Here is a 21321-nt window from a genome sequence, read left to right as displayed (position 1 = left end):
CGGCTGCTATACCCAGCCCGTCTCAGCCGAGAGCCTTTCTCCGAGGCCGGAGGACATCGTCGCTGCGTACGTCTTTGTCAGGTGGTTGTCGTCGATGTAGACGTACGTGTTGCCGATGACGCCGCTGCACACCCCGTCCGGGCAGATGAGGTCCGTCATGTCGAGCGCCGCGAAGTGGTCCGGATGCTGTGCGGCGAACGCCGTGAGCGGGTTCGTCTCGGCGAGGACACTCGACGCCCCGGGGCGGCACTGGCTGGCCGATTGGCCGTCGCGGAGGACGCATTCGGCCATGTCGAAGGTGAACCGCGGATTGTCGCGGATCGCGACGACCTCGACGCCCTTCGAGGTGAGCGCGGACACCGTCTGGTCGAGACCCGGCGTGAGCGTCTCCGCGGCCGACGACGGCGCCGCGACGGTACCGACCATGAACACCGCGCTCGGCGGGTTCGCGGCGAGGTAGGCGGCCACGTTGGCGTTGAACTGGTTGCACGCCGCGTTGGCCGTCGGCACGGTCGGCGCGTAGAGGCAGCCGCCGAGGAGCAGGTCCACGACGCGCCAGCCGTTCTTCTCGGCGACGGGCTCGAGCGCGGCGGTCCATTGCTCGGCGTGGGAGTCGCCGACGACGACGATGGTCTTCTGCTGAGAGCCAGAGGGAGAGGCCACCGTGTTCATCGAGCAGTTCCCCGCGAGCGATGCGGGAACCTTGAGATCGGCGGAGCATTTCGACGGCAGTCCGAACCAGTCGTTGTGGAGGTTCTGGGGCAGCGGGAGCAGCTGCGCGGTCGGGGAGGCCTGACTCGTGTACCCGGGCGCGAGGGCCTCCGCGCCGGGGTTGTCGACAACCGCTTGGGCTTCGGCGGCATGCGACTTCGTGAGGACCGTCGCCTGGACCGACGCGATGGGGACGGCCGCCACGAGGGCGCACGCGGCCACCGCCACGATTCCGTTCCGCACCCGGGCCTCGGGCCAGGCCCACGCGCGCCACGGGCGGTCGACGAACCGGATCGTCACGAAGGCCAGGACGAGCGAGACGACGATGGCGGCGCTGCCAAGAAGCCAACCCGCGCGGTCCTTGTCCCGCCACGTGAGAGCGATGACCAGCACGGGCCAGTGCCACAGGTAGAGGCCGTACGAGATGTCGCCGAGCCCGCGCAGCGGGCGGGACGCGAGGAGGCGGTGCACGCCGAACCGCCCGCCGCGCTGGGCCGCGAGGATGACCGCGGCCGCGGACAGGGTGGGCCACAGGGCGATCGCTCCCGGGAACGCCGTCTCGACGTTGAGCACGAGCCCGCACGCGACGATCGACGCCACGCCCGCCCAGCCGAGGACGAGCGCTGCCCACGGACGGACCCGGACCCGGTCGATCACGAGCGCGAGAAGGCTTCCCAGGGCGAATTCCCACACGCGGGCCGGGAGGGAGAAATAGGCCTGCGCCTGGTTCGCCGCCGTGTCGGCGATCGAGTAGGCAAGCGACGCTGCGAACACGAACGCGAGGACGACGGCGAGGACCCGCTCGTAGCGCACGCGGAACCTTCGCGAGACCGCTCCGAGGGCGACGAACATGAGCGGGAAGAGGATGAAGATCTGCCCCTGAATCGAGAGCGACCAGAAATGCTGGAACGGGCTCGCGAGGGCGTGGTTCTGGGCGTAGTAGTCGACGGCGTCCCTCTGGAGCAGCCAGTTCTCGGCGTAGAGGAGCGAGGCCCAGCCCTGCTCGAGGACGTCGCTCCACCGCGTCGCCGGGAGGAAGAGGACGGCGGCGACCACCGTCCCCGCCACCGTCACCGCGGCGGCCGGCAGGAGCCTGCGGAACACGTGGAGCCAGTGCGCGACGAGCCTCGTCCGCTCGCCCCGCCGATGGCGCGCGACGAATTGGCCCGTCATGAGGAACGCCGAGATCATGAGGAAGACGTCGACTCCCCCGGAGACTCGTCCGAGCCACACGTGATACAGGACCACGAGGAGCACCGCGACGGCGCGGAGACCCTGGATCTCGGGGCGGAACGCTCTCTTGAGCGGCGCGGAAGACGCCATTCCGCGCCCGTCGTGGCCCGCCGTCGTCGTCCGTTCTGCGCCGCTCGAGGCCGGCCTGACCTCCACCGCGCTCGCTGCCTCCAGCACTGCACACTCCCTCGCCTCGGTATCGCCTCACCATTCCCTCGTGCGGGCCTGTGCGGAGCTTGTGAAGCCCGTGTCCCTCCGTTGTGATTTGAATCCGCGGCCCGGAAAAGCACAAAGGCCGCCCCAGCGAACTGGGGCGGCCTTCCGTGGTGTGGACCGCGGGTGCGGGCGGAGCCTAGTGGCTGTGGCCCGCGTGCTCGTCGTCGGACGGCTTGTCCGCCACGAGCGTCTCGGTCGTGAGGACGAGCGCCGCGATCGACGCCGCGTTGCGCAGCGCCGAACGGGTCACCTTGACCGGGTCGATGACGCCGGCAGCGATGAGGTCCTCGTACTGGCCCGTCTTCGCGTTGAAGCCGTGGTTGACCTCGGCTTCGGCGACGCGCGCCGCGACGACGTGGCCGTCGAAGCCCGCGTTGTGCGCGATCCAGCGCAGCGGCTGGATGAGCGCGCGGCGCACGATGTTGGCGCCCACCGCGACGTCGCCCTCGAGAGCGAGGATGTCCTCGTTCTCGTCGAGGACGCGGACCGCGTGGACGAGGGCTGAGCCGCCGCCGGCCACGATGCCCTCCTCGAGGGCCGCACGCGTCGCGGACACGGCGTCCTCGATGCGGTGCTTCTTCTCCTTGAGCTCGACCTCGGTGGCCGCGCCGACCTTGATGACGCCGATGCCGCCGGCGAGCTTCGCGAGGCGCTCCTGGAGCTTCTCGCGGTCCCAGTCGGAGTCGGTGCGCGCGAGCTCGGCGCGGAGCTGGGCCACGCGGGCGGCAACGTCCTCGGCCGTTCCGGCGCCGTCGACGATCGTCGTCGCGTCCTTCGTGATCGTGATGCGGCGAGCCGAACCAAGCTGCTCAAGACCCACCTGGTCGAGGGTCAGGCCGACCTCGGGCGAGATGACCTGCGCGCCCGTGAGCGTCGCGATGTCCTGGAGCATGGCCTTGCGGCGGTCGCCGAAGCCCGGGGCTTTGACCGCGACGGCGTTGAGCGTGCCGCGGATCTTGTTCACGATGAGCGTCGAAAGGGCCTCGCCCTCGACGTCCTCCGCGATGATGAAGAGCGGCTTCGAGGCCTGGAGCGTCTTCTCGAGGAGCGGGAGGAAGTCCTGCAGCGAGGAGATCTTGCCCTGGTTGATGAGGATGAGCGCGTCCTCGAGGACGGCCTCCTGGCGCTCCGCGTCCGTCACGAAGTACGGGGACAGGTAGCCCTTGTCGAACTGCATGCCCTCGGTCAGGACGAGCTCGGTCGACGTCGTCGAGGCCTCTTCGATCGTGATGACGCCGTCCTGGCCGACCTTCGCGAAGGCCTCGGCGAGAAGCTCGCCGATCTCCTCCGACTGGGCCGAGATCGCGGCGACGTTGGCGACCTGGCCGCCCGAGACCTCCTGCGCGTTCTCGCCGAGGCGGATCGCGACGGCCTCGACGGCCGCCTCGATGCCGAGCTTGATCTGCCCGGGCGCAGCGCCGGCGGCCACGTTGCGGAGGCCCTCCTTGACGAGCGCCTGCGCGAGGACGGTGGCCGTCGTCGTGCCGTCGCCGGCGACGTCGTTGGTCTTGGTCGCGACTTCCTTCGCGAGCTGGGCGCCGAGGTTCTCGTAGGGATCCTCGAGCTCGACCTCGCGGGCGATGGTCACGCCGTCGTTCGTAATGGTCGGCGCGCCCCACTTCTTGTCGAGGACGACGTTGCGGCCGCGCGGACCGAGCGTCACCTTGACGGTGTTGGCGAGCTTGTCGACGCCGGCCTCGAGGGCCTTGCGGGCGTCAGCGTTGAATGCGAGCTGCTTTGCCATTCGCTTCTCCTTGACTCAGGTCCGCTTCACCGCGAGCACCCCGGCCGCGTGGGCCGGGGTGCTCGCAGCGATGAGTCCTGCTCGGCAGGGACTACTTGACGACGATCGCGAGGACGTCGCGGGCCGAGAGCACGAGGTACTCGGCGCCGCCCGTCTTGACCTCGGTGCCGCCATACTTCGAGTAGAGGACGACGTCGCCGACCGTGACGTCGATCGGGACGCGGTTGCCGTTGTCGTCAACGCGGCCGGGGCCGACGGCGACAACTTCGCCCTCCTGCGGCTTCTCCTTGGCGGTGTCCGGGATCACGAGGCCCGAAGCGGTGGTCTGCTCCGCTTCGAGCGGCTTGACGACAATACGGTCCTCGAGGGGCTTGATAGAGACCGACACGGATCTCTCCTTTTCATGAACGGGTCACGGAAATCGGAACCGGGCATGCAACCGTCGTCGCGGGTGCCGGGAGCGTGCCTGGACAATTAGCACTCGAACCTGCCGAGTGCTACCCATGACTCTATTGAGCGACGGGTATCTCGGTCAACTGGCACTCGGTCAGGGCGAGTGCCAGCCGACGACACGGTGTCGTCGTTCGCCCGCGTCGCGCCCCGCACGGTTCCTCACCCGCGGTTGCTTGCAGTTGCTCCCGGTTACTCGCCCGCGAGCTCGTCGAAGCTCAGGTCGTCGCCGTCGTCGTTGCCCTTGCCGCGTCCGCGGTGGAGGTACATCACCGCAACGGAGCCCACGAGCGCGAGGCCGCCGACCACGAGCCCGACGATGGCGAAGATCTTGGCGCCGAGATACTGGTCCCGGAGGGCCTGCGCCTCGGGAGTCTGGTCGTTGATGCTCTTGCCGCCCACGGAATAGACGGTCGCGGTAAACGCGTCGAGGCCGATCACGACGATGAGGAGGACCGCGCACAGCGCCACGAGGACGATCCCGACGATGAGGACGGGCCGGGCGATTCGGTCGAGTCCGCCGTTGCCGGCTCCGGGTGAGGCGTCTGCAGGCGTCGTCTCCATGCGTCAACCTTATCCGGCTTGGGCGGGCTTGCCGGGAATCGCGCTGAACTAGGCTTGATCCATGCCCAGCGATCATCAGGCACCCGAGCAGCTCGCGCCCCTGCTCACCTCGGAAGGCTGGGACCTCCTCAACTCGCTTGGCCCCTACCGCGAGGACGACGCGCTCGCGATCTCCGCCCGACTCCGCAAGGCGGGCCACGCCCCCGACCTCGTCGCGGCGGTGCTGAGCCAGGCCAGGCTCCGGCTCAAGGCCGAGACGAAGTTCGGGGAGTTCGCGCGCCACATGCTCTTCACGCGCGCCGGCCTCGAGCAGGCGACCCGCCTGAACGTCGCGGCGTGGCACGCGCGGCGATTTGTCGACGCGGGGGTGCGCCGCGTGGCCGACCTCGGCTGTGGGCTCGGCACGGACGCGATGGCGATGGCCTCGCTTGACCTCGACGTCACCGCCGTCGAGCTCGACGAGGCGACCGCCGCGTGCGCGACCGTCAACCTCATGCCGTTCCCCCACGCGCGCGTCGTCCACGCCGACGCGCAGTCGGTCTCCTTGGAGGGGATCGACGGCGTCTGGCTCGACCCCGCGCGTCGTACGACGACGACATCCGGCACCACGCGCCTGTGGGACCCGGAGGAGTTCTCGCCGCCGTTGAGCTTCGTGGCCGGCCTCGCCGACCGCGGCCTGCCGGTGGGCGTCAAGCTCGGCCCCGGAATCCCCCACGAGTCCGTCCCCGCGGGGTGCGAAGCGCAATGGGTGTCGGTCGACGGCGACGTCGCCGAAGTCGCGCTGTACTTCAACGCGCTCAAGCGGCCGAGCGTGCGCCGCGCCGCGCTCGTGATCGCGGGCGGCTCCGCGTCGGAGCTCGTGGCCGAGACGGACTTCGGCGGAGGCGTCGTTGCGTCCGTCGGGCCGCTCGAGGGCTTCCTCTACGAGCCGGACGGCGCCGTGATCCGCGCGGGGCTCGTCGCCGAGCTCGCGGACCGGCTCGGCGGTCACCTCGTGGACCCCCACATCGCGTACATCTGCGCGCCGAACCTCGTGCCGACGCCGTTCGCGCGGGCCTACCGCGTCCTCGAAGTGCGGCACTACAGCGTGCGGGCCTTGCGCGAGTGGGTTCGGGACGAGGGCATCACGACGCTCGACATCAAGAAGCGCGGAATGGCCGTCGCGCCGGACGAGCTCAGGAAGCTGCTCCTCGCGGGCCTGGGCAGGGCCGCGCGGAAGGCGCCGCACAAGCGCGCGACCCTCGTGCTCACCCGCATCGGCGAGGACCGCGTGGCGGCCGTCGTCGAGCCCGCCTGACGCGCGCCGCCGTCGTCACTGAGGGGCGCCGACGCCGTCGTCCTCCCGCGGGTCCCACCCCATTCAAAGGTCACCTCCCGCGGGTCCCACCCCATTCAAAGGTCACCTCCCGCGGGTCCCACCCCATTCAAAGGTCACCTCCTGCGGGTCCCACCCGCGTGAGGTGACCCCCAAACGGAGGGGCTCACTGCGCCCGCATGAACTCCTCGGCGGCGCGCACCTGCTCATCGGTCGGGCGCACGCCCGTGTAGAGCACGAACTGCTCGAGGGCCTGGATCGTCATGACCTCTGCTCCGCTGATCACGATTTTTCCCTCCCCCCGCCCCGGCTTTCCCTCCCCCCGCCCCGGTTCCCCGGCGGCGCGGCCGGCCTTGACGAGCGGCGTCTCCGCCGGGAGGGCGACGACGTCGAACACCGCGCGCGCGGCGTCGATCGTCGTCTCGGGGAAGGACAGCGAATCCGCCTCGGCGCCGCCGGCCATGCCGATCGGGGTGACGTTGACGAGGACGTCCGCCGTCGTATCTCCGAGCTCCGGGGCCCAATCGAAGCCGTACAGCTCGGCGAGCGGTCGCCCGGCGTTTTCGTTGCGCGCGACGATCGTCACATTCCGGAAGCCGGCGTCACGGAACGCGGCCGCCGTCGCCTTCGCCATCCCGCCCGAGCCGCGCAGGAGGACGGACCACGCGGGGTCCAGGGCGTTGCGCTCGATGAGCTGGGCGATCGCCGTGTAGTCCGTGTTGTAGGCGGTGAGGACCCCGCCGTCGTTCACGATCGTGTTGACCGAGTCGATCGCGGACGCCGACGCGTCCATGCGGTCCACGAGGGCGATGACATCCTCCTTGTACGGCATCGAGACCGCGCAGCCGCGGATGCCCAGCCCGCGGACGCCAGCGATCGCCTGCTCGAGATTGGTGGGCGCAAACGCCTTGTAGATCCAGTTGAGTCCAAGGGCCTCGTAGAGGAAGTTGTGGAAACGCGTCCCATTGTTGCTCGGCCGGGCCGAGAGGGAGATGCAGAGCGTCATGTCTTTGTTCAGGATCGGCACGCGACAAGGCTAGCCGGGCTCTGCGCCATCTGGCTCCCGTGAATCGGACGGGTGTGGAATGGACCCATGCGAGCGCCGTCCGCGAATCAGCCGCCGCCCCGCGTGGGAATCGACGAGTTCTCGACGAACACCGGCCTGGTCGACGGCGTGCGGCATTACGGTGCGGGCTGGGCGGCCGGTGCACTCGCGGCGGCGGGGCGCCTTGTCGGTTCGGCCGAGTTCCAGGAGAACGCCCGGCTCGCCAACCTCCACGTTCCTGTGCTGCGCTCGCTCGACCGCTACGGCGAGCGCCTCGACGAAGTCGAATATCACCCCGCTTATCACCGCGTGCTCGGCGACGCCGTGGCCCACGGCGCCCACACCTCCGCATGGGCAGATCCGCGCCCCGGCGCCCACGTGGCCCGCGCGGCGGCATTCATGCTCTTCGCGCAGGTCGAGCCCGGTCACGCGTGTCCCGTCTCGATGACGCATGCGGCGGTGCCCGTCGTGGCGCGCGAGGCGGCCCTCGCCGAGGCGTGGCTCCCGCGCCTGTACGGAACGGGCTACGAGCCCAGACTCCTGCCCGCCGCCGCCAAGCCGGGGGCGCTCATGGGCATGGCCATGACCGAACGGCAGGGCGGCTCCGACGTCCGCGCGAACACGACCACGGCGGTCGACGCGGGCGACGGCACAGGACTCATCACCGGCCACAAGTGGTTCTGCTCGGCTCCCATGAGCGACGCGTTCCTCGTCCTCGCCCAGGAACCCGCGGGGCCCTCATGCTTCCTCGTTCCCCGTGTGCTCGACGACGGCGCGCGCAATCCGATCCGGCTCGTACGCCTCAAGTCGAAGCTCGGCAACCGCTCAAACGCCTCGGCCGAGGTCGAGTTCGAGGACACCTTCGGCTGGCGGGTCGGCGACGCAGGGCGCGGCGTTCGGACGATCATCGACATGGTCCACGAAACGCGTCTCGACTGCGTGCTCGGAACCGCCGCGGGCATGCGGCAGGGCGTGGTCGAAGCGGTATGGCACGCGCGGCACCGCCGCGCCTTCGGCCGCCTCCTCGTCGATCAGCCGGCGATGGCGTCCGTGCTCGCCGACCTCGCGCTCGAGGCCGAGGCCGCGACGTGGCTTGGGCTGCGGCTTGCGGCGGCCGACGACGGCGCGGAGCCGGCTTCCGAGCGCCGCGGCGCCGAGGACGGGGCTGCTCATGGCACCGGGACGAACGACGCTCGGCGTGAACAGGCGTTTGCACGGATCGCGACGGCGGTCGCGAAGTACTGGGTCTGCCAGCGGGGACCCGCCCACGCGGCCGAGGCCCTCGAGTGCCTCGGCGGGAACGGGTACACCGAGGACTTCCCCCTCGCGATGCGGTATCGCGAGCAGCCCGTCATGGCGATCTGGGAGGGATCGGGCAACGTCGTGGCGCTCGACGTGCTCCGGGCCCTCGAGCGGGAGCCCGACTCGGCCGAAGCGCTCGCAGACGAGCTCGAGCAGCAACGCGGCGTCGACCCGGTCCTCGACGCGCAGCTGGGCCGGGCCCTCTCGCTCATGTGGGACGCGGCCCGGGAGCCGGGCGAGGCGCACGCGTGGGCCCGCCGGCTGGCCGAAGAGCTCGCCCTCGCCCTGCAGGGCACCCTCCTCGTCGGGCACGCGCCGTCGTGCGTTGCGGAGGCGTTCCTCGCCGCGAGGCTCGGAGAGAAGCGGACGCTCGGGTTCGGGTGCCTCCCGGACACGGCCCGCACGGCCGAGATCCTCGCGCGGGTCTGATAGAGCCTCGCACCGGGCGCCCTTCCCCGCTATTGGGCTGCGGACCCGCAGCCCAATAGAGGGGAAGCGGCACTACTGCGGGGAAGCGGCACGACAGCCGCGGACCCGGCATGGGGACGTGACCGACGCCTCGCGTCACGCACAGTCACTCCTACGAGGCGCACCCATGCCCTGCCCTAGACTGGGCACATTCTGTACGGATGCTGCGGCCCCTGCCGGAGCTCGAGCACGCGGGGGCAAGCCATGCACATCGACTTCGCCGCGTCGAAGCAGTCCACGATCGGCATGGAATGGGAGCTCGCGCTCGTCGACCGCCACGGCGGCGAACTCGTCTCGGTGGCCCCCGAAGTGCTCCAGCGGGTCTTCACCGAGCGTCCAGAGCTCAACGGCGACTTCCCCCGCGTCCATCAGGAGCTTCTCCTCAACACGGTCGAGATCGTGACCGGCGTCCACGACACGGTATCCGAGGCCAAGGCCGACCTCGCCACGACCATGGCTGCGGTCCGCGCCGTGACGGACCGCATCGGCGTCGAGCTCTTCTCGGCAGGAAGCCACCCCTTCAGCCCGCCGCGCCTCCAGCCCGTCACGGACAAGGAGCGATACGCGAAGCTCATCGACCGGACCCAGTGGTGGGGCCGTCAGATGGTCATCTACGGGGTCCACGTGCACATCGGACTCGACCGGCGGGAGAAGGCCATGCCCGTCCTCGACGCCCTCGTGAACTACTTCCCGCACTTCCAGGCCCTCTCGGCGTCGAGCCCGTTCTGGAGCGGCGAGGACACGGGCTACGCGTCGCAGCGTGCCCTCATGTTCCAGCAGCTTCCGACCGCGGGGCTCCCGTTCCAGTTCCCCGATTGGGCCGGGTTCGAGCGCTATGTCGACGACATGCTCACGACCGGCGTCATCGACATCATCAGCGAGATCCGCTGGGACATCCGTCCGGTGCCGCGCCTCGGAACGATCGAGATGCGTGTGTGCGACGGCCTCTCGACCCTCGAGGAGGTCGGCGCGATCGGGGCGCTCACCCAATGCCTTGTCGAAGAGGCGTCCCGGACGCTCGACGCGGGCGGCACGATCCCGACGATGCCGCCGTGGCACGTCCAGGAGAACAAGTGGCGCTCGGCCCGCTACGGCCTGGACGCGATCATCATCCTCGACGCGCAGGGCAACGAGAAGCTCGTGACCGAGCACCTCGCAGAGACCGTCACCCGGCTCGAGCCCATTGCCCGGGACCTCGGCTGCGAGGATGAGCTCCGCGACGTGGAAGGCATCGTGCGCCGCGGGGCCGGCTATCAGCGCCAGCGCCGCATCGCGGAGGAGCACGCGGGCGACCTTCGCGCCGTCGTCCTCGAAGAAGCCCGCCTCATGCGCGAGGGCCATCCAGCGTGAGCCCCAACGACGGACGACGACGCCGCTCGCCTGGGCGGCTCGTGTTCGTCCTCGCGGTGGTCGCCGGACTGCTCGCGGCGACGTCGCACGGCCAGGCTGCCCTCGCGGTCGTGGCGATCGCGATCGTCTACGCGGGCGTCGAGGCCATCATCGCGTGGCGCCGGCGGCGGTAGCGAAGGACACAATTCAGGGCGCCGAGGGCGCTGATCTGGCTTGTTTCGCGCGCGACTTGTGGCCTTTCGCATCTTCGATGACATCGGCGACGAGCTGGCCCACCCACACCCGGTCGAACATGACGTGCTCCCAGCTGAACCGAAGCACGGTCCAGGAATCTCGGACCAGCTCGTTGTACCGGGTGCAGTCTCGGTGCAAGGCTTCGCGTCCGCCATGCCACTCAAAGCTGTCTGCTTCGGCCGTCACGCGATAGAGCGCTGACCCGAGGTCCACGACGAAGGTGCCCCCACGGGTGGCAATCCGCAGCTGGGGCTCCAGCTTGACGCCAGCGTCGAGGCACGCCGCCCGCAGGCCCGACTCAAACGGATTTGCCGCGCGTCCGTCCATGTGGGCGAGGACCCGTCGCAGCGCTCGCTTGTTCCGGCCCGTGGCCTCTCCAGAACGCCGAGCCCATGCGCCAATGCGGCCGAGCGACCATAGAGCACACTGCCGCACTCGAGCGCAACCCGATGCGCTTCATCGAGAGAGGCCAAGGCGTAGACGCCCTTCCGCGGCCGCACGAGCTCACCGGCCTGCAGCGCCCGCTCCAGTTGGCTCTGCGTGAAGCACCGACGCAGGTCCCGTGTTGCGGCGCTTCCGCCGAGGCTAGCTAAGAGCTGTTCCGGTCCCCCCATAGGAAACAGCCTGCCCCGACTCACGTGGCGTCGGCAAAGCGCATTGCCCGTATGTGGATAACCTGGGCCGCCCGTCTCGCCCGAGATTCGCCACAATTCACGGCGCTAGCGGTCGAATTCGACGCCAAACCTCGGTGAATTGTGGCGATCGAAGCCGTACTCAGACGGAGACGGTCGTCACGGGCAGCGACGAGTCCGGGGCGAACGCGAGGTCGCTCGGCGCGCCGCCGTCCATGATCACGCGGGCCGCGAGGGCCGCGACCATCGCCCCGTTGTCGGTGCAGAGCGAGAACGACGGCACGGCGAGCGAGATCCCCGCCTCGGCACACCGGGACGCCGTGAGCTCGCGCAGCCGCGAATTGGCAGCCACTCCCCCGCCGAGGAGCAGGTTCCGGATGCCTTGCTCGCGGCACGCGAGGACGGCCTTCGCCGTCACCACGTCCACGACCGCCTCCTGGAACGAGGCGGCGATGTCCGCGACGGGCACGGGCTTCCCCGCGGCCTCGTGCTGCTCGACGCACCGCGCGACGGCGGTCTTGAGCCCCGAGAACGACCAGTCGTAGCGGTGCGGTCCCGGCACCTCGGCCGTGCCCATGTACTTGGGCTGCGTGAGGCCGCGCGGGAAGCGGAAGGCCTTCGGATCGCCCTCGCGGGCGAGCCCGTCGATCGCAGGCCCGCCGGGGTAGCCGAGTCCGAGGAGGCGCGCGACCTTGTCGTACGCCTCGCCCGCGGCATCGTCGATCGTGGAGCCGAGCAGTTCGACATCAGACGCGATGTTCCGCACGCGCAGGATCTCGGTGTGCCCGCCCGAGACGAGCAGCGCGCCGAGGTCCTCGGGCAGCCGACCGCCGTAGACGCCGCCGTCGAGGAGCCCTACGCCGACATGCGCGACAAGGTGGTTGATCGCGTACAGGGGTTTCCCCGTCGCGACGGAGAGCGCCTTGGCGCCGCACACGCCGACCATGAGGGCGCCCGCGAGGCCGGGCCCGGAGGTGACCGCGAGGGCGTCGATCTCGTCGAGCGTCACGCCGGCCGTCTCGAGCGCCTCGCGCAGGGCCGGCACGAGCGCGTCGAGATGCGCGCGCGACGCGATCTCGGGGATGACGCCGCCGAAGCGCACGTGCTCGTCCATGGACGAGGACACGGTGTTGGCGAGCAGCGTCGTGCCGCGCACGATCCCGACGCCCGTCTCGTCGCACGAGGACTCGATGCCGAGCACGAGCGGCTGGTTCACTGGGCTCCTCCCACTGCTTCTCCCCCGCCCGATTCAGCCCCGCCCGAGGGCGCGGCCTCGAGCGGCAGCTGCATGATGAGCGCGTCGACGCCGTCCCGGTAGTAGCGCCGACGCGTGTGGATCTGCACGAACCCGAAGCGCCGGTACAGCGCCTGGGCGCGCGGATTGTCGGCGCGGACCTCCAGCAGGACGTCCCGCGCGCCGCGGCGCCGCGCCTCCGCGATGAGCTCGTCGAGCACGGCGGAGCCGATGCCCCGCCCCTCGCGCTCGGGCACGACGGCGATCGTCTGCACGTCCGCGATCGGCGGCACGCACATGACCCCCGCGTACGCGACGATCCGGCCCGGCCCGGTCGGCGTGACGTCCCCGCTGCGCTCCTCAGCGACGTAGTAGCGCCGCGTCTCAGGCTGCGAGAGCTCGTCCCGGAACATGCGTTCGGGCCACGCGTCGATGGGGAACAGCTCGACTTCGAGGGCGTGGACTGCCGGAACGTCCGCCTCCGTCATGTCGCGGAGCACGACTCCCGCGGGAAGCGCGCCCATCACAAGGCTTTCTTCCGGGGGCCGGGCACCTGAGCGTCCGATTCCCGCAGGTAGCGCGGTGCCGTGTCGAGGAGTGCCTGGCCGCGCGCGAGCCGTTCGACGGCGGCGAGGCCGAGGGACGCGGCGGTCGGCTGGGCTCGCTCGAACCCGGGGACGACGACGGCGCCTGCCGCCGCGAGCTTCTCGCCGTAGATCCCGGCTCCGGCCCCGTAGGCCGGGAGCGGCGGGAGGGCGTCGGGGTACGCGACGTGGGGACCGTCGAGGAGTGCCCCAGAGGCGGTGTACCGTCCCCAATACACTTCGCGGCGGCGCGCGTCCGTCGCGACGAGGAAATCGGACGACGGCGCCGCAAGGGGCCGCGCGTCCGTCTCGCCGGACGCGGGCGTCGAGCGGGGCCCGCGGATCGTCTGGACGGAGGAGCCCGACGCGACGACGTCCCACGCGACCGCGTCGAGGCTCATGAGCCCTCCCAGCGGAACGTCCCACGCGAACGCGAGGGCCCGGGCCGTCGCGATGCCCGAGCGGAGGCCCGTGAACGGCCCCGGCCCGACGCCCACGACGATGCGGTCAACGTGGGCGCCCGTGAGGCCCTGCTCGTCGAGGAGGGCGCGGATGCCGGGCGCGAGTACCTCGGCGTGGGACTTCGTGTCCTCGGTCGCGAACTGCGCTAGGAGTGCGGCCTCGGCGTCGCCGTCGTGCCAGCGCAGGAGCGCGGCCGAGGCGATCGCGGACGTGTCGATCGCGAGGAGGATCATCGCGCGCCTCCTGTCCAAGCCGAGGCCTGTTCAGCACCGGGCAGCGCGGGCAGCTCCGCCCAGCGCGGTCCGAAGCCGCGGACGACGACGAGGCGCGGCTCGTCGTCGTCGTACTCCTCGTCGACAGAGGCGTCCGCGAACTGCGGGTCGAAGTCGACGTCGGGATCCGCGCCGACAGCAGAGCCGACGGCCGTCTCCCCCGGCGGATCGCCGGCCGGCCCGCGGACGAGCTCGATGTCGAGCCACGATTCGGCGAGGTGCTCGACGCGCCCGCGCCCCCATTCGACGACCGTGACAGAGGTGTCCGCCCAGTTCTCGAGGTCGAGGTCGTCAATCTCGTCCTCGCCCTCGAGCCGGTACGCGTCAACGTGCACGAGATCGGGTCCCCCCGGACGGGGCCCGGACGGCAGGTTCGGGTGGATGCGCACGAGCACGAACGTCGGCGAGATCACCCCGCCGCGGACGCCCAGGCCCGCGCCGAGGCCCTGCGTGAACGTCGTCTTCCCGGCCCCGAGCCCGCCGGTCAGCACGACGAGGTCGCCCGCACGGAGCACCTCGCCGAGGGCCGAGCCGAGCGCTTGGGTCTCCTCCGCCGTCGTCGGCCGGGCCCGAAGCTCCCATGCCGCATCCGGCGCGGACGCGGGGTGCATGGTGCTTCCGTTCATGCGGCGCCCCCGGCGGCCCGCGCGACGTCGCCCAGCGCAGCCTCCACCGGGATGTCCTCGGCCGCGGCGGGCTCGGCTGGCACCGCCGAATCGACGTGGATGCGGGGTACGCGCGGGCTGATGCGCGTGACGATCTCGTAGTTGATGGTCCCGGCGGCACGGGCCCAGTCATCGGCGGTGGGGCCGCCGTCGTCGCCCGTCCCGAAGAGGACGGCCTCCGCGCCCGCGAGCGCTTCCGGATCCGCGTCCGGCCCAAGGTCCACGACCGTCTGGTCCATCGCGACGCGGCCGACCACGCGGTAGGTCGTGCCCGCGATCCGCACGGGCCCGCCCTCGGACGTCCGCGGGACGCCGTCCGCGTAGCCGAGCGGGATGAGGCCCAGAGCGCTCTCCCCCGGTGTGCGGTACGTGAGGCCGTAGCTCACGCCCTGGCCCGCGGGCACGCGCTTGCACTGGGACACGAGCGTGCGGAGGGTCATGGCCGGGCGGAGGCCCAGATCGGCCGAGGACTGGTCCACGAACGGGGAGAGCCCGTAGATCGCGATGCCCGCGCGCACGAGGTCGAAATGCGTGTCCGGGCGGGAGAAGATCGCGGGCGAGTTCGCGATGTGCCGCACCTCGAGGTCGCACCCCGCGTCTTCGGCGAGTGCGACGGCGTCGCGGAAGACGTCGAGCTGCGCGTCGGTCTCGGGGCGGTCGGGTTCGTCCGCGACGGCGAGGTGGCTGAAGACGCCGACGACGCGCAGAAGGCCCGCGTCCTGGTACTCGGCGGCCTCGTCGAGGACGGCCTCCCACCGGTCGGGCGTGACGCCGTTGCGGCCGAGGCCCGTGTCGATCTTGAGGTGCACGCGGGCCGGGCGCTCCTGCTCGCGCGCCGCCTGGACGATGCGGCCGAGCTCCCAGCCTGAGCAGCCGAGGTCGACACCGGCCCCCACGGCCGCCGAGAAGTTGCTCTCGGGTGTGTGGAGCCACGCGAGGGTCGGAGCCTCGATGCCCGCCGCGCGAAGGGTAAGAGCCTCGCTGATGTGCGCGACCCCAAGCCACGACGCGCCCGCCTCGAGCGCCGCACGGGCCACCGGTACCGCCCCGTGGCCGTAGGCGTCCGCCTTGACGACAGCCATGACGCGGGCCGGATCCGCGACGGTCCGCACGAGGCGGACGTTGTGGCGGATCGCCTCGAGATCGACGACGGCGGCGCGCTCCGGAAGATCCGCGAGGGGGTGGGATGCGGGGGCGGGCGTGGAAGTCACGCCCACGAGTCTACCGGCGGGCTCCCCCACGGGAGCGGCGGCGCCCGTGCGGGAGCGGCCGTGCCCCGACCCCGCGAGAGGACGGCCGGGCCCGGCGAGCGCGCGCCCCGCCGCAAACCGTAGCCTTGTACAGTGCAGGAGCAAGAGCAGAACAGTGTGGCGATGGTCAGCCTCCACACCTCGCCCCTCGAGCAGCCCGGCGCGGGCGATGCCGGCGGGATGAACGTGTACGTCAGCCACCTCGCGAAGGCCCTCGCCGCCGACGGGCTCGGCGTGGACATCTTCACGCGCGCCACCGACCCGGCTCAGCCCGACGTCGAGCTCATCGCGCCGGGGGTCACGGTGCACCACATCGAAGCGGGGCCGCGGCGGCGGCTCGCGAAGGAGCAGATGCCCCCGATCGTCGACGAATTCGCCGCGGGGATCGTCCGGCGCATGGACGGCGAGAACCTCCCGCGCGTCGTCCACAGCCACTATTGGGTCTCTGGACTCGCAGGCCTCCAGGCAGCCACGGCGTGGGGCGTCCCGCTCGTCCACACGATGCACACGATGGCGCGCGTCAAGAACCGGCACCTCGCCGCGGGCGACGTGCCCGAGCCGACGTGGCGCGAGCGCGGCGAGCAGCTCATCGCCGACGCCGCGGCGCGGCTCACGGCCAACACCGCGGCGGAGCGGGACGAACTCGTGCGGCATTATGGGGTGGCCGAGGAGCGGATCGACGTCGTGAGCCCCGGCGTCGACCTCGACGTGTTCCGACCCGCGTTCCGCTCGCGGTCGCGCGTCGCGTCGGGCGTTCCAGCCTCGACGTTCCATGTCCTGTTCGCGGGCCGGCTCCAGCGGCTCAAGGGACCCCAGGTGCTCGTCGCCGCGGCGGGCGAGCTGCGCCGTCGTCGTCCGGACATCCCGCTGCGGGTGACCATCATCGGCGCGCCGAGCGGCTCGCTCGGCCTCGACCTCGACGAGCTCGCGCACGAGGTGGGGGTCGACGACGCGGTCCGGCGCCTCCCGCCCGTCCCGGCCGGGGTGCTCGCCGAGTGGTACCGCTCGGCGGACGTGCTGGCGATGCCGAGCTTCTCGGAGTCCTTCGGGCTCGTCGCGCTTGAGGCTCAGGCGTGCGGGACGCCGGTCGTCGCGGCGCGCGTGGGCGGGCTCCCCAAGGCCGTGTGCGACGGGCGGACCGGGTTCCTCGTCGACGGCCACGCGGCGGCGGACTGGGCCTCGGTGCTCGAGCAGCTCTACGACGATCCCGCGACGCGCGTGGACCTCGGGCGCGCGGCGTCGATGTACGCCCAGCGCTTCGGCTGGGACCAGACGGCCGAGGGAACCCGCGCGGCGTACCGCCAGGCGGTCCGCGACCTCGACCTCATCCCATCCAAGGGTCACCTGGCGCGGGTCGCGCCTGTTCCAAGGGTCACCTGACGCGGGTCTCGCCGACGGGACGTGACCCCCGAACGGATGAGCACCCGCAGAAGGTGACCCCCAAACGATAGGGTGAGCCCCATGAGCGCCATGGCAGCGACGCCGAGCGACCTCGAGATCGCCCGCGCCGCCACCCTCCGTCCCATCGAAGAGATCGCGGCGTCAGCGGGCATCCCTGCGGACGCACTCGAGCTGTATGGCCGCTACAAGGCGAAGATCGACGTCTCGCGGCTCCCCGCACCGGCGACGCTCGGACAGGTCGTGCTCGTCTCGGCGCTCTCGCCGACGCCGGCCGGGGAGGGCAAGTCCACACTCACCGTGGGGCTCGCGGACTCCCTCGCGCGCGCGGGGAAGCGGACGATGGTCGCCCTGCGCGAGCCGAGCCTCGGGCCGATCCTCGGCCTCAAGGGCGGCGCGACCGGCGGCGGCAGATCCCAGGTCCTTCCGATGGAGGACATCAACCTCCATTTCACGGGCGACTTCCACGCCATCACGAGCGCGAACAACGCCCTGTGCGCGCTCATCGACAACCACATCTTCCACGGCAACGAACTCGGGATCGATCCGCGGCGCGTGACGTTCCGCCGCGTCATGGACATGAACGACCGGGCGCTTCGGGAGATCGTCGTGGGGCTCGGCGGGCCAACGCAGGGGGTCCCGCGGCAGGACGGGTTCGACATCACGGTCGCGTCCGAGGTCATGGCGGTGTTCTGCCTCGCGTCCGACGCCGCGGACCTTGCGGACCGCCTCGCGCGCATCACCTTCGGCTACACCTACGAGCGCAAGCCCATCACCGTCGCGGACCTCGGAGCTCAAGGCGTCATGACGATGCTGCTCAAGGACGCGATCAAGCCGAACCTCGTCCAGACCATCGCGGGAACGCCGGCCCTCATCCACGGCGGCCCCTTCGCGAACATCGCCCATGGCTGCAATTCGGTCATCGCGACGACGACGGCGCGCCGCCTCGCCGAGATCGTCGTGACCGAGGCGGGGTTCGGAGCGGATCTGGGCGCGGAGAAGTTCGTGGACATCAAGGCGAGGTACGCGGACGTGGCGCCGTCCGTCGTCGTCCTCGTGTCGACGGTGCGTGCCCTCAAGATGCACGGCGGCGTGCCGAAGGACTGCCTCGGCGAGCCCGACGTCGACGCCCTCCTCCGGGGAGTCCCGAACCTGGCGCGGCACGTCGCGACCGTTCGCCGGTTCGGCCTCGAGCCGGTCGTCGCCGTCAACAAGTTCTCCTCCGACAGCCCCGACGAACTCGCCGCCGTGCTCGCGTGGTGCTCAAAGGCCGGGGTCCGCGCGGCGATCGCCGATGTGTGGGGCCGCGGCGGAGGGGGCGACGGCGGCGACGAGCTCGCGCGCGAGGTCCTCGCCGCGCTCGAGACCCCTGGGCAATGCCGCCAGCTCTATCCGCTCAGCCTCCCCCTCGACGAGAAGATCCGCACGATCGTGCGCGAGGTGTACGGCGGCGCGGACGTCGAGTTCTCCGACCTCTCGCGGCGCCAGCTCACCCAGATCGAGGAGAACGGCTGGGGCACGCTTCCCGTCTGCATGGCGAAGACCCAGTACTCCTTCACCGACGACGCGTCGCGGCTCGGCGCCCCCGAGGGCTTCACCGTGCACGTCCGGGAGCTGTGGCCAAGAACCGGCGCGGGCTTCGTCGTCGCCGTCACGGGAGCGCTCATGACGATGCCCGGGCTCCCGACGCATCCGGCCGCGCTGCGCATGCGGCTCGACGACGACGGCAATGCGGTGGGCCTCTTCTGACCCGGCCTCGACGCGGCGCTGGACAAGGCGGAGGCCGAGGGAACGCCCCCCATATGCAGCGCTCCCTCGACCTCTTTTCCTGCATTTTCCCGTTGGTGCCTGGACACGAAGATACATGCGCTATCCATGCTCCGCCACGAGGATATCGGCCACGGGGTTCACTCTCCAACGGTGACCTGTATCGTCATATGAGACACAGCTATCCACATGGGGGATGGCCCGAGGGGCGAATGACATGCAGCTGCGCGAACTCAGCGGCCTGACCGGCGTGCCCATCGCGAGCATCAAGTTCTACCTGCGCGAGGGCCTGCTCCCGCCCGGGCGGCGGCTCACCGCGACGCGCTCGGACTACGGCGAGGCGCACGCGCGCCGCATCGCCACGATCCAGACCCTGCGCGGGGTCAATGACCTCAGCATCGCCCAGATCCGCGCCATCACCGCCCTCATCGACGCCGGCGCGAGCCGGGTCGAGATCATGAAGTCGCTCCAGCGCGAGGTCCAGTCGCTCGGCGAGCCCGTGCCCGGGCGCACCGAGGCCGGCAACGCCGTCGTCGCCCTGCGCGGCTGGCCCGACGTGCCCACCGCCGCCCGAGGCGCCCTCGACGCCCACCTCGAGGAGATGGACCGCCTCGGGATCGCCGTCCCGCTCTCGGCCCTGGACGTCTACAGCCGGGCCGTGGACCTCATCGCCCACGTCGACCTCGACGACGCCGCCTCCGCCGAGAACCTCGACGCCCTCGTCGCCCGCGTCGCCGTCGGCATGCACATGCGCCGCGAGCTCGTCCTCAAACTCCTCGCCCTCGCCCAGACCAGCCGATCCATCGCGATGTACGGCCGCGCGCCCGGTCCGAACGGGGCGCTCCCGCCCGGCCCGGACGTGCCGACGAGCCAGGTCACTGCCTAGGCGTCGGCCACCACGGCCGCCCCGTCCGGCTTGATGTTCTGGTTGATGTGGAAGAAGTTGTCCGGATCGTACTTCGCCTTCACTTGAGCCAGCCGGGCGTAGTTCGCGGCATAGTTGTCCTCGATCCGGGACCGGTCGTCCGCGTCCTGGAAGTTGATGTAGCCGCCGGGCTCTGAGTACTCGTGCAGCGCGCTCCAGTAGCTGCGAGTCCACTCGATGTTGGACTCGCTGTCCGCGGCGTCCTCCCAATGCGAGGCAATCACGGGAGCGAACGCGGCGTTCCTGTACGGGAACGCTGTAGCGTCGGGAGCGACTCTTTGGACAGCACCGTCGATCGGGTAGAAGTGGTTGGCGGTCACCGCGCCGGGCATGGTGTTCGCGAATTCCGACGCGACCCGCAGGATGTCGTCAGACAATTCCCGTGCGAAGTCGGCCTTCCAGTAGGCCAGCAGACCCGGGTGGAAGAACGGATCGAAGGCGACATTGAGCGCCGGGTAAGGCATGGGCCCGACCATCGACCCGACCGACGGGGCCGCGTCGAAGACCGGCTTCCACCGGGCCTCGCCCTCCGCCACATCGCCCGTCCACATGCCGACGATTTGGGCGACGGGCTTGCCGTGCCACTCCTCGGGAAGGAAGGGCACCGGTGCCCCGAGGTGGTAGGCGTAGAAGGCACCGAACTCTTCGGGCTGGGACGCGAGCCATTCCCGGTAGAACTCGCCCACCGCGATGCCCTCGGACGCGGGGAAGATGACGACTCCCCCGTAGACCATGTCGAGGGGATGGAGCCGGAACTCGAACGACGTCACGGCCCCGAAGTTCCCCGTGCCGCCACGCAACGCCCAGAACAGGTCTGGGTTCTCCGTCTCGCTCGCCGTGACGAAGCTCCCGTCAGCCAACACGACGTCGGCGGAGATGAGGTTGTCGCACGCGAGCCCGTATTTCCGGGCGAGGTAGCCGATCCCGCCGCCGAGCGTGAGGCCGGCGACCCCCGTGGACCCGATGATGCCGCCTGTGCTTGCGAGGCCGAAGGCGTGGGTCGCGTGGTTGTAGTCCGCCCACGTCGTCCCGGCCTCGGCCCGGGCAGTGCGGGTCGCGGGGTCGACGCGCACGCCGCGGCGCGCCGAGAAGTCGAGGACGAGCCCGCCGTCGACCGTCCCGAAGCCGGGGGCGCTGTGCCCGCCGCCCCGCAGCGCGAGGTCAAGGCCCTGTTCGCGCGCGAAGCGAATCGCAGCCATGACGTCTGCGACCTGCGAGACGCGCAGCACAGCGGCAGGGCGTCTGTCGACCATGCCGTTGAAGACGGCACGCGCCGCGTCGTATTCGGGATCCCCGCTCTCGATGACCTGCCCGCGCACCTGTTCGCGCAGCGCGTCAAACCGCTCGGTGCCCATGGTTCGCTCCAGAACTTCTCATGAGACCGATTGGCGCGCGCGCCCGTAGCATCCCCAGCCAGACGACGCGCGGTGACAGGAACGGTGTACGCCGCGCCCGGCGCGGCGTCAATGAGGGACGCGGCGGTTTTCCCCGGCACGGGCG

19 protein-coding genes are annotated in these 21321 nt (G+C 70.9%); 7 read left to right on the top strand and 12 right to left on the bottom strand.

The window, feature by feature from the left end:
• Positions 1–6 precede the first annotated feature (6 nt).
• The 4 genes from RBS12_RS06390 to RBS12_RS06375 all read right to left on the bottom strand — a co-directional run bounded on the left by RBS12_RS06390 (position 7) and on the right by RBS12_RS06375 (position 4918).
• Positions 7–2121: an acyltransferase family protein gene (locus RBS12_RS06390; protein WP_307965230.1), complete on the bottom strand. Its 2115-nt coding sequence runs from the start codon at positions 2119–2121 to the stop codon at positions 7–9.
• A gap of 175 nt (positions 2122–2296) precedes the next feature.
• Positions 2297–3904 carry a chaperonin GroEL gene (gene groL, locus RBS12_RS06385; protein ID WP_307965229.1) on the bottom strand — a complete coding sequence of 536 codons (1608 nt, stop codon included), beginning with the start codon at positions 3902–3904 and terminating at the stop codon, positions 2297–2299.
• A gap of 91 nt (positions 3905–3995) precedes the next feature.
• Complete coding sequence (gene groES / locus RBS12_RS06380) at positions 3996–4292, bottom strand: co-chaperone GroES (RefSeq protein ID WP_229229745.1); 297 nt, start codon at positions 4290–4292, stop codon at positions 3996–3998.
• A 254-nt stretch (positions 4293–4546) separates the two neighbouring features.
• Positions 4547–4918 (bottom strand): hypothetical protein, encoded by a 372-nt coding sequence (locus tag RBS12_RS06375; protein ID WP_307965228.1) that lies wholly within the window; start codon positions 4916–4918, stop codon positions 4547–4549.
• 61 nt (positions 4919–4979) lie between these two features.
• Between RBS12_RS06375 and RBS12_RS06370 the strand changes: the two genes are divergently transcribed.
• On the top strand, positions 4980–6215 hold the full coding sequence (locus tag RBS12_RS06370) for an SAM-dependent methyltransferase (protein ID WP_307965227.1): 1236 nt from the start codon (positions 4980–4982) through the stop codon (positions 6213–6215).
• A 184-nt stretch (positions 6216–6399) separates the two neighbouring features.
• On the opposite strand, the gene RBS12_RS06365 is transcribed toward RBS12_RS06370, so the two are convergent.
• Positions 6400–7260 carry a shikimate 5-dehydrogenase gene (locus tag RBS12_RS06365; protein WP_307965226.1) on the bottom strand — a complete coding sequence of 287 codons (861 nt, stop codon included), beginning with the start codon at positions 7258–7260 and terminating at the stop codon, positions 6400–6402.
• Between the two features lie 66 nt (positions 7261–7326).
• On the opposite strand from RBS12_RS06365, the gene RBS12_RS06360 reads away from it, so the two are divergent.
• The 3 genes from RBS12_RS06360 to RBS12_RS06350 all read left to right on the top strand — a co-directional run bounded on the left by RBS12_RS06360 (position 7327) and on the right by RBS12_RS06350 (position 10571).
• Positions 7327–9009, top strand: coding sequence for an acyl-CoA dehydrogenase family protein (locus tag RBS12_RS06360; protein ID WP_307965225.1), 1683 nt, complete (start codon positions 7327–7329; stop codon positions 9007–9009).
• 243 nt (positions 9010–9252) lie between these two features.
• Positions 9253–10398, top strand: coding sequence for a glutamate--cysteine ligase (locus RBS12_RS06355; RefSeq protein ID WP_307965224.1), 1146 nt, complete (start codon positions 9253–9255; stop codon positions 10396–10398).
• Entirely contained in the window at positions 10395–10571 is a 177-nt protein-coding gene (locus RBS12_RS06350) for a hypothetical protein (RefSeq protein WP_307965223.1), read from the top strand. The genes RBS12_RS06355 and RBS12_RS06350 overlap by 4 nt, the downstream gene beginning before the upstream one ends.
• A 13-nt stretch (positions 10572–10584) precedes the next feature.
• On the opposite strand, the gene RBS12_RS06345 is transcribed toward RBS12_RS06350, so the two are convergent.
• The 6 genes from RBS12_RS06345 to alr form a co-directional block, all read right to left on the bottom strand.
• The gene (locus tag RBS12_RS06345; RefSeq protein ID WP_307965222.1) at positions 10585–10959 is read right to left on the bottom strand and encodes a DUF559 domain-containing protein; all 375 of its coding nucleotides are present in this window, start codon (positions 10957–10959) and stop codon (positions 10585–10587) included.
• 447 nt (positions 10960–11406) lie between these two features.
• On the bottom strand, positions 11407–12480 hold the full coding sequence (gene tsaD, locus RBS12_RS06340) for a tRNA (adenosine(37)-N6)-threonylcarbamoyltransferase complex transferase subunit TsaD (protein ID WP_307965221.1): 1074 nt from the start codon (positions 12478–12480) through the stop codon (positions 11407–11409).
• Positions 12477–13022 carry a ribosomal protein S18-alanine N-acetyltransferase gene (rimI, locus tag RBS12_RS06335; RefSeq protein WP_307965220.1) on the bottom strand — a complete coding sequence of 182 codons (546 nt, stop codon included), beginning with the start codon at positions 13020–13022 and terminating at the stop codon, positions 12477–12479. The genes tsaD and rimI overlap by 4 nt, the downstream gene beginning before the upstream one ends.
• The gene (gene tsaB / locus RBS12_RS06330) at positions 13022–13777 is read right to left on the bottom strand and encodes a tRNA (adenosine(37)-N6)-threonylcarbamoyltransferase complex dimerization subunit type 1 TsaB (protein ID WP_307965219.1); all 756 of its coding nucleotides are present in this window, start codon (positions 13775–13777) and stop codon (positions 13022–13024) included. Before tsaB ends, rimI begins: the two co-directional genes overlap by 1 nt.
• The gene (gene tsaE, locus RBS12_RS06325) at positions 13774–14427 is read right to left on the bottom strand and encodes a tRNA (adenosine(37)-N6)-threonylcarbamoyltransferase complex ATPase subunit type 1 TsaE (RefSeq protein WP_307965295.1); all 654 of its coding nucleotides are present in this window, start codon (positions 14425–14427) and stop codon (positions 13774–13776) included. Before tsaE ends, tsaB begins: the two co-directional genes overlap by 4 nt.
• A gap of 11 nt (positions 14428–14438) precedes the next feature.
• Complete coding sequence (gene alr, locus RBS12_RS06320; RefSeq protein ID WP_307965218.1) at positions 14439–15692, bottom strand: alanine racemase; 1254 nt, start codon at positions 15690–15692, stop codon at positions 14439–14441.
• A 162-nt stretch (positions 15693–15854) separates the two neighbouring features.
• On the opposite strand from alr, the gene mshA reads away from it, so the two are divergent.
• The 3 genes from mshA to RBS12_RS06305 all read left to right on the top strand — a co-directional run bounded on the left by mshA (position 15855) and on the right by RBS12_RS06305 (position 19782).
• Positions 15855–17111, top strand: coding sequence for a D-inositol-3-phosphate glycosyltransferase (mshA, locus tag RBS12_RS06315; protein WP_307965294.1), 1257 nt, complete (start codon positions 15855–15857; stop codon positions 17109–17111).
• 90 nt (positions 17112–17201) lie between these two features.
• Positions 17202–18878: a formate--tetrahydrofolate ligase gene (locus RBS12_RS06310; protein WP_307965293.1), complete on the top strand. Its 1677-nt coding sequence runs from the start codon at positions 17202–17204 to the stop codon at positions 18876–18878.
• 235 nt (positions 18879–19113) lie between these two features.
• Positions 19114–19782 carry a MerR family transcriptional regulator gene (locus RBS12_RS06305; RefSeq protein WP_307965217.1) on the top strand — a complete coding sequence of 223 codons (669 nt, stop codon included), beginning with the start codon at positions 19114–19116 and terminating at the stop codon, positions 19780–19782.
• Here the strand turns inward: RBS12_RS06305 and RBS12_RS06300 are convergent.
• Complete coding sequence (locus RBS12_RS06300; protein ID WP_307965216.1) at positions 19779–21176, bottom strand: FAD-binding oxidoreductase; 1398 nt, start codon at positions 21174–21176, stop codon at positions 19779–19781. The two genes, RBS12_RS06305 and RBS12_RS06300, sit on opposite strands and share 4 nt — an antisense overlap.
• Between the last annotated feature and the right edge of the window lie 145 nt (positions 21177–21321).

Source organism: Sinomonas sp. ASV322 (genome assembly GCF_030908245.1).
In the GTDB taxonomy this organism is placed as follows: Bacteria; Actinomycetota; Actinomycetes; order Actinomycetales; family Micrococcaceae; genus Sinomonas.
This window is presented reverse-complemented; position numbering and strand designations above follow the sequence as displayed.

Bases quoted from the DNA above. Each gene is read 5' to 3' on its own strand.
- groL (WP_307965229.1), bottom strand. From the start codon at position 3,904: ATGGCAAAGCAGCTCGCATTCAACGCTGACGCCCGCAAGGCCCTCGAG.
- RBS12_RS06375 (WP_307965228.1), bottom strand. From the start codon at position 4,918: ATGGAGACGACGCCTGCAGACGCCTCACCCGGAGCCGGCAACGGCGGA.
- RBS12_RS06370 (WP_307965227.1), top strand. From the start codon at position 4,980: ATGCCCAGCGATCATCAGGCACCCGAGCAGCTCGCGCCCCTGCTCACC.
- RBS12_RS06360 (WP_307965225.1), top strand. From the start codon at position 7,327: ATGCGAGCGCCGTCCGCGAATCAGCCGCCGCCCCGCGTGGGAATCGAC.
- RBS12_RS06355 (WP_307965224.1), top strand. From the start codon at position 9,253: ATGCACATCGACTTCGCCGCGTCGAAGCAGTCCACGATCGGCATGGAA.
- RBS12_RS06345 (WP_307965222.1), bottom strand. From the start codon at position 10,959: ATGGACGGACGCGCGGCAAATCCGTTTGAGTCGGGCCTGCGGGCGGCG.
- rimI (WP_307965220.1), bottom strand. From the start codon at position 13,022: ATGGGCGCGCTTCCCGCGGGAGTCGTGCTCCGCGACATGACGGAGGCG.
- tsaB (WP_307965219.1), bottom strand. From the start codon at position 13,777: ATGATCCTCCTCGCGATCGACACGTCCGCGATCGCCTCGGCCGCGCTC.
- tsaE (WP_307965295.1), bottom strand. From the start codon at position 14,427: ATGCACCCCGCGTCCGCGCCGGATGCGGCATGGGAGCTTCGGGCCCGG.
- mshA (WP_307965294.1), top strand. From the start codon at position 15,855: ATGGTCAGCCTCCACACCTCGCCCCTCGAGCAGCCCGGCGCGGGCGAT.
- RBS12_RS06310 (WP_307965293.1), top strand. From the start codon at position 17,202: ATGGCAGCGACGCCGAGCGACCTCGAGATCGCCCGCGCCGCCACCCTC.
- RBS12_RS06305 (WP_307965217.1), top strand. From the start codon at position 19,114: ATGCAGCTGCGCGAACTCAGCGGCCTGACCGGCGTGCCCATCGCGAGC.
- RBS12_RS06300 (WP_307965216.1), bottom strand. From the start codon at position 21,176: ATGGGCACCGAGCGGTTTGACGCGCTGCGCGAACAGGTGCGCGGGCAG.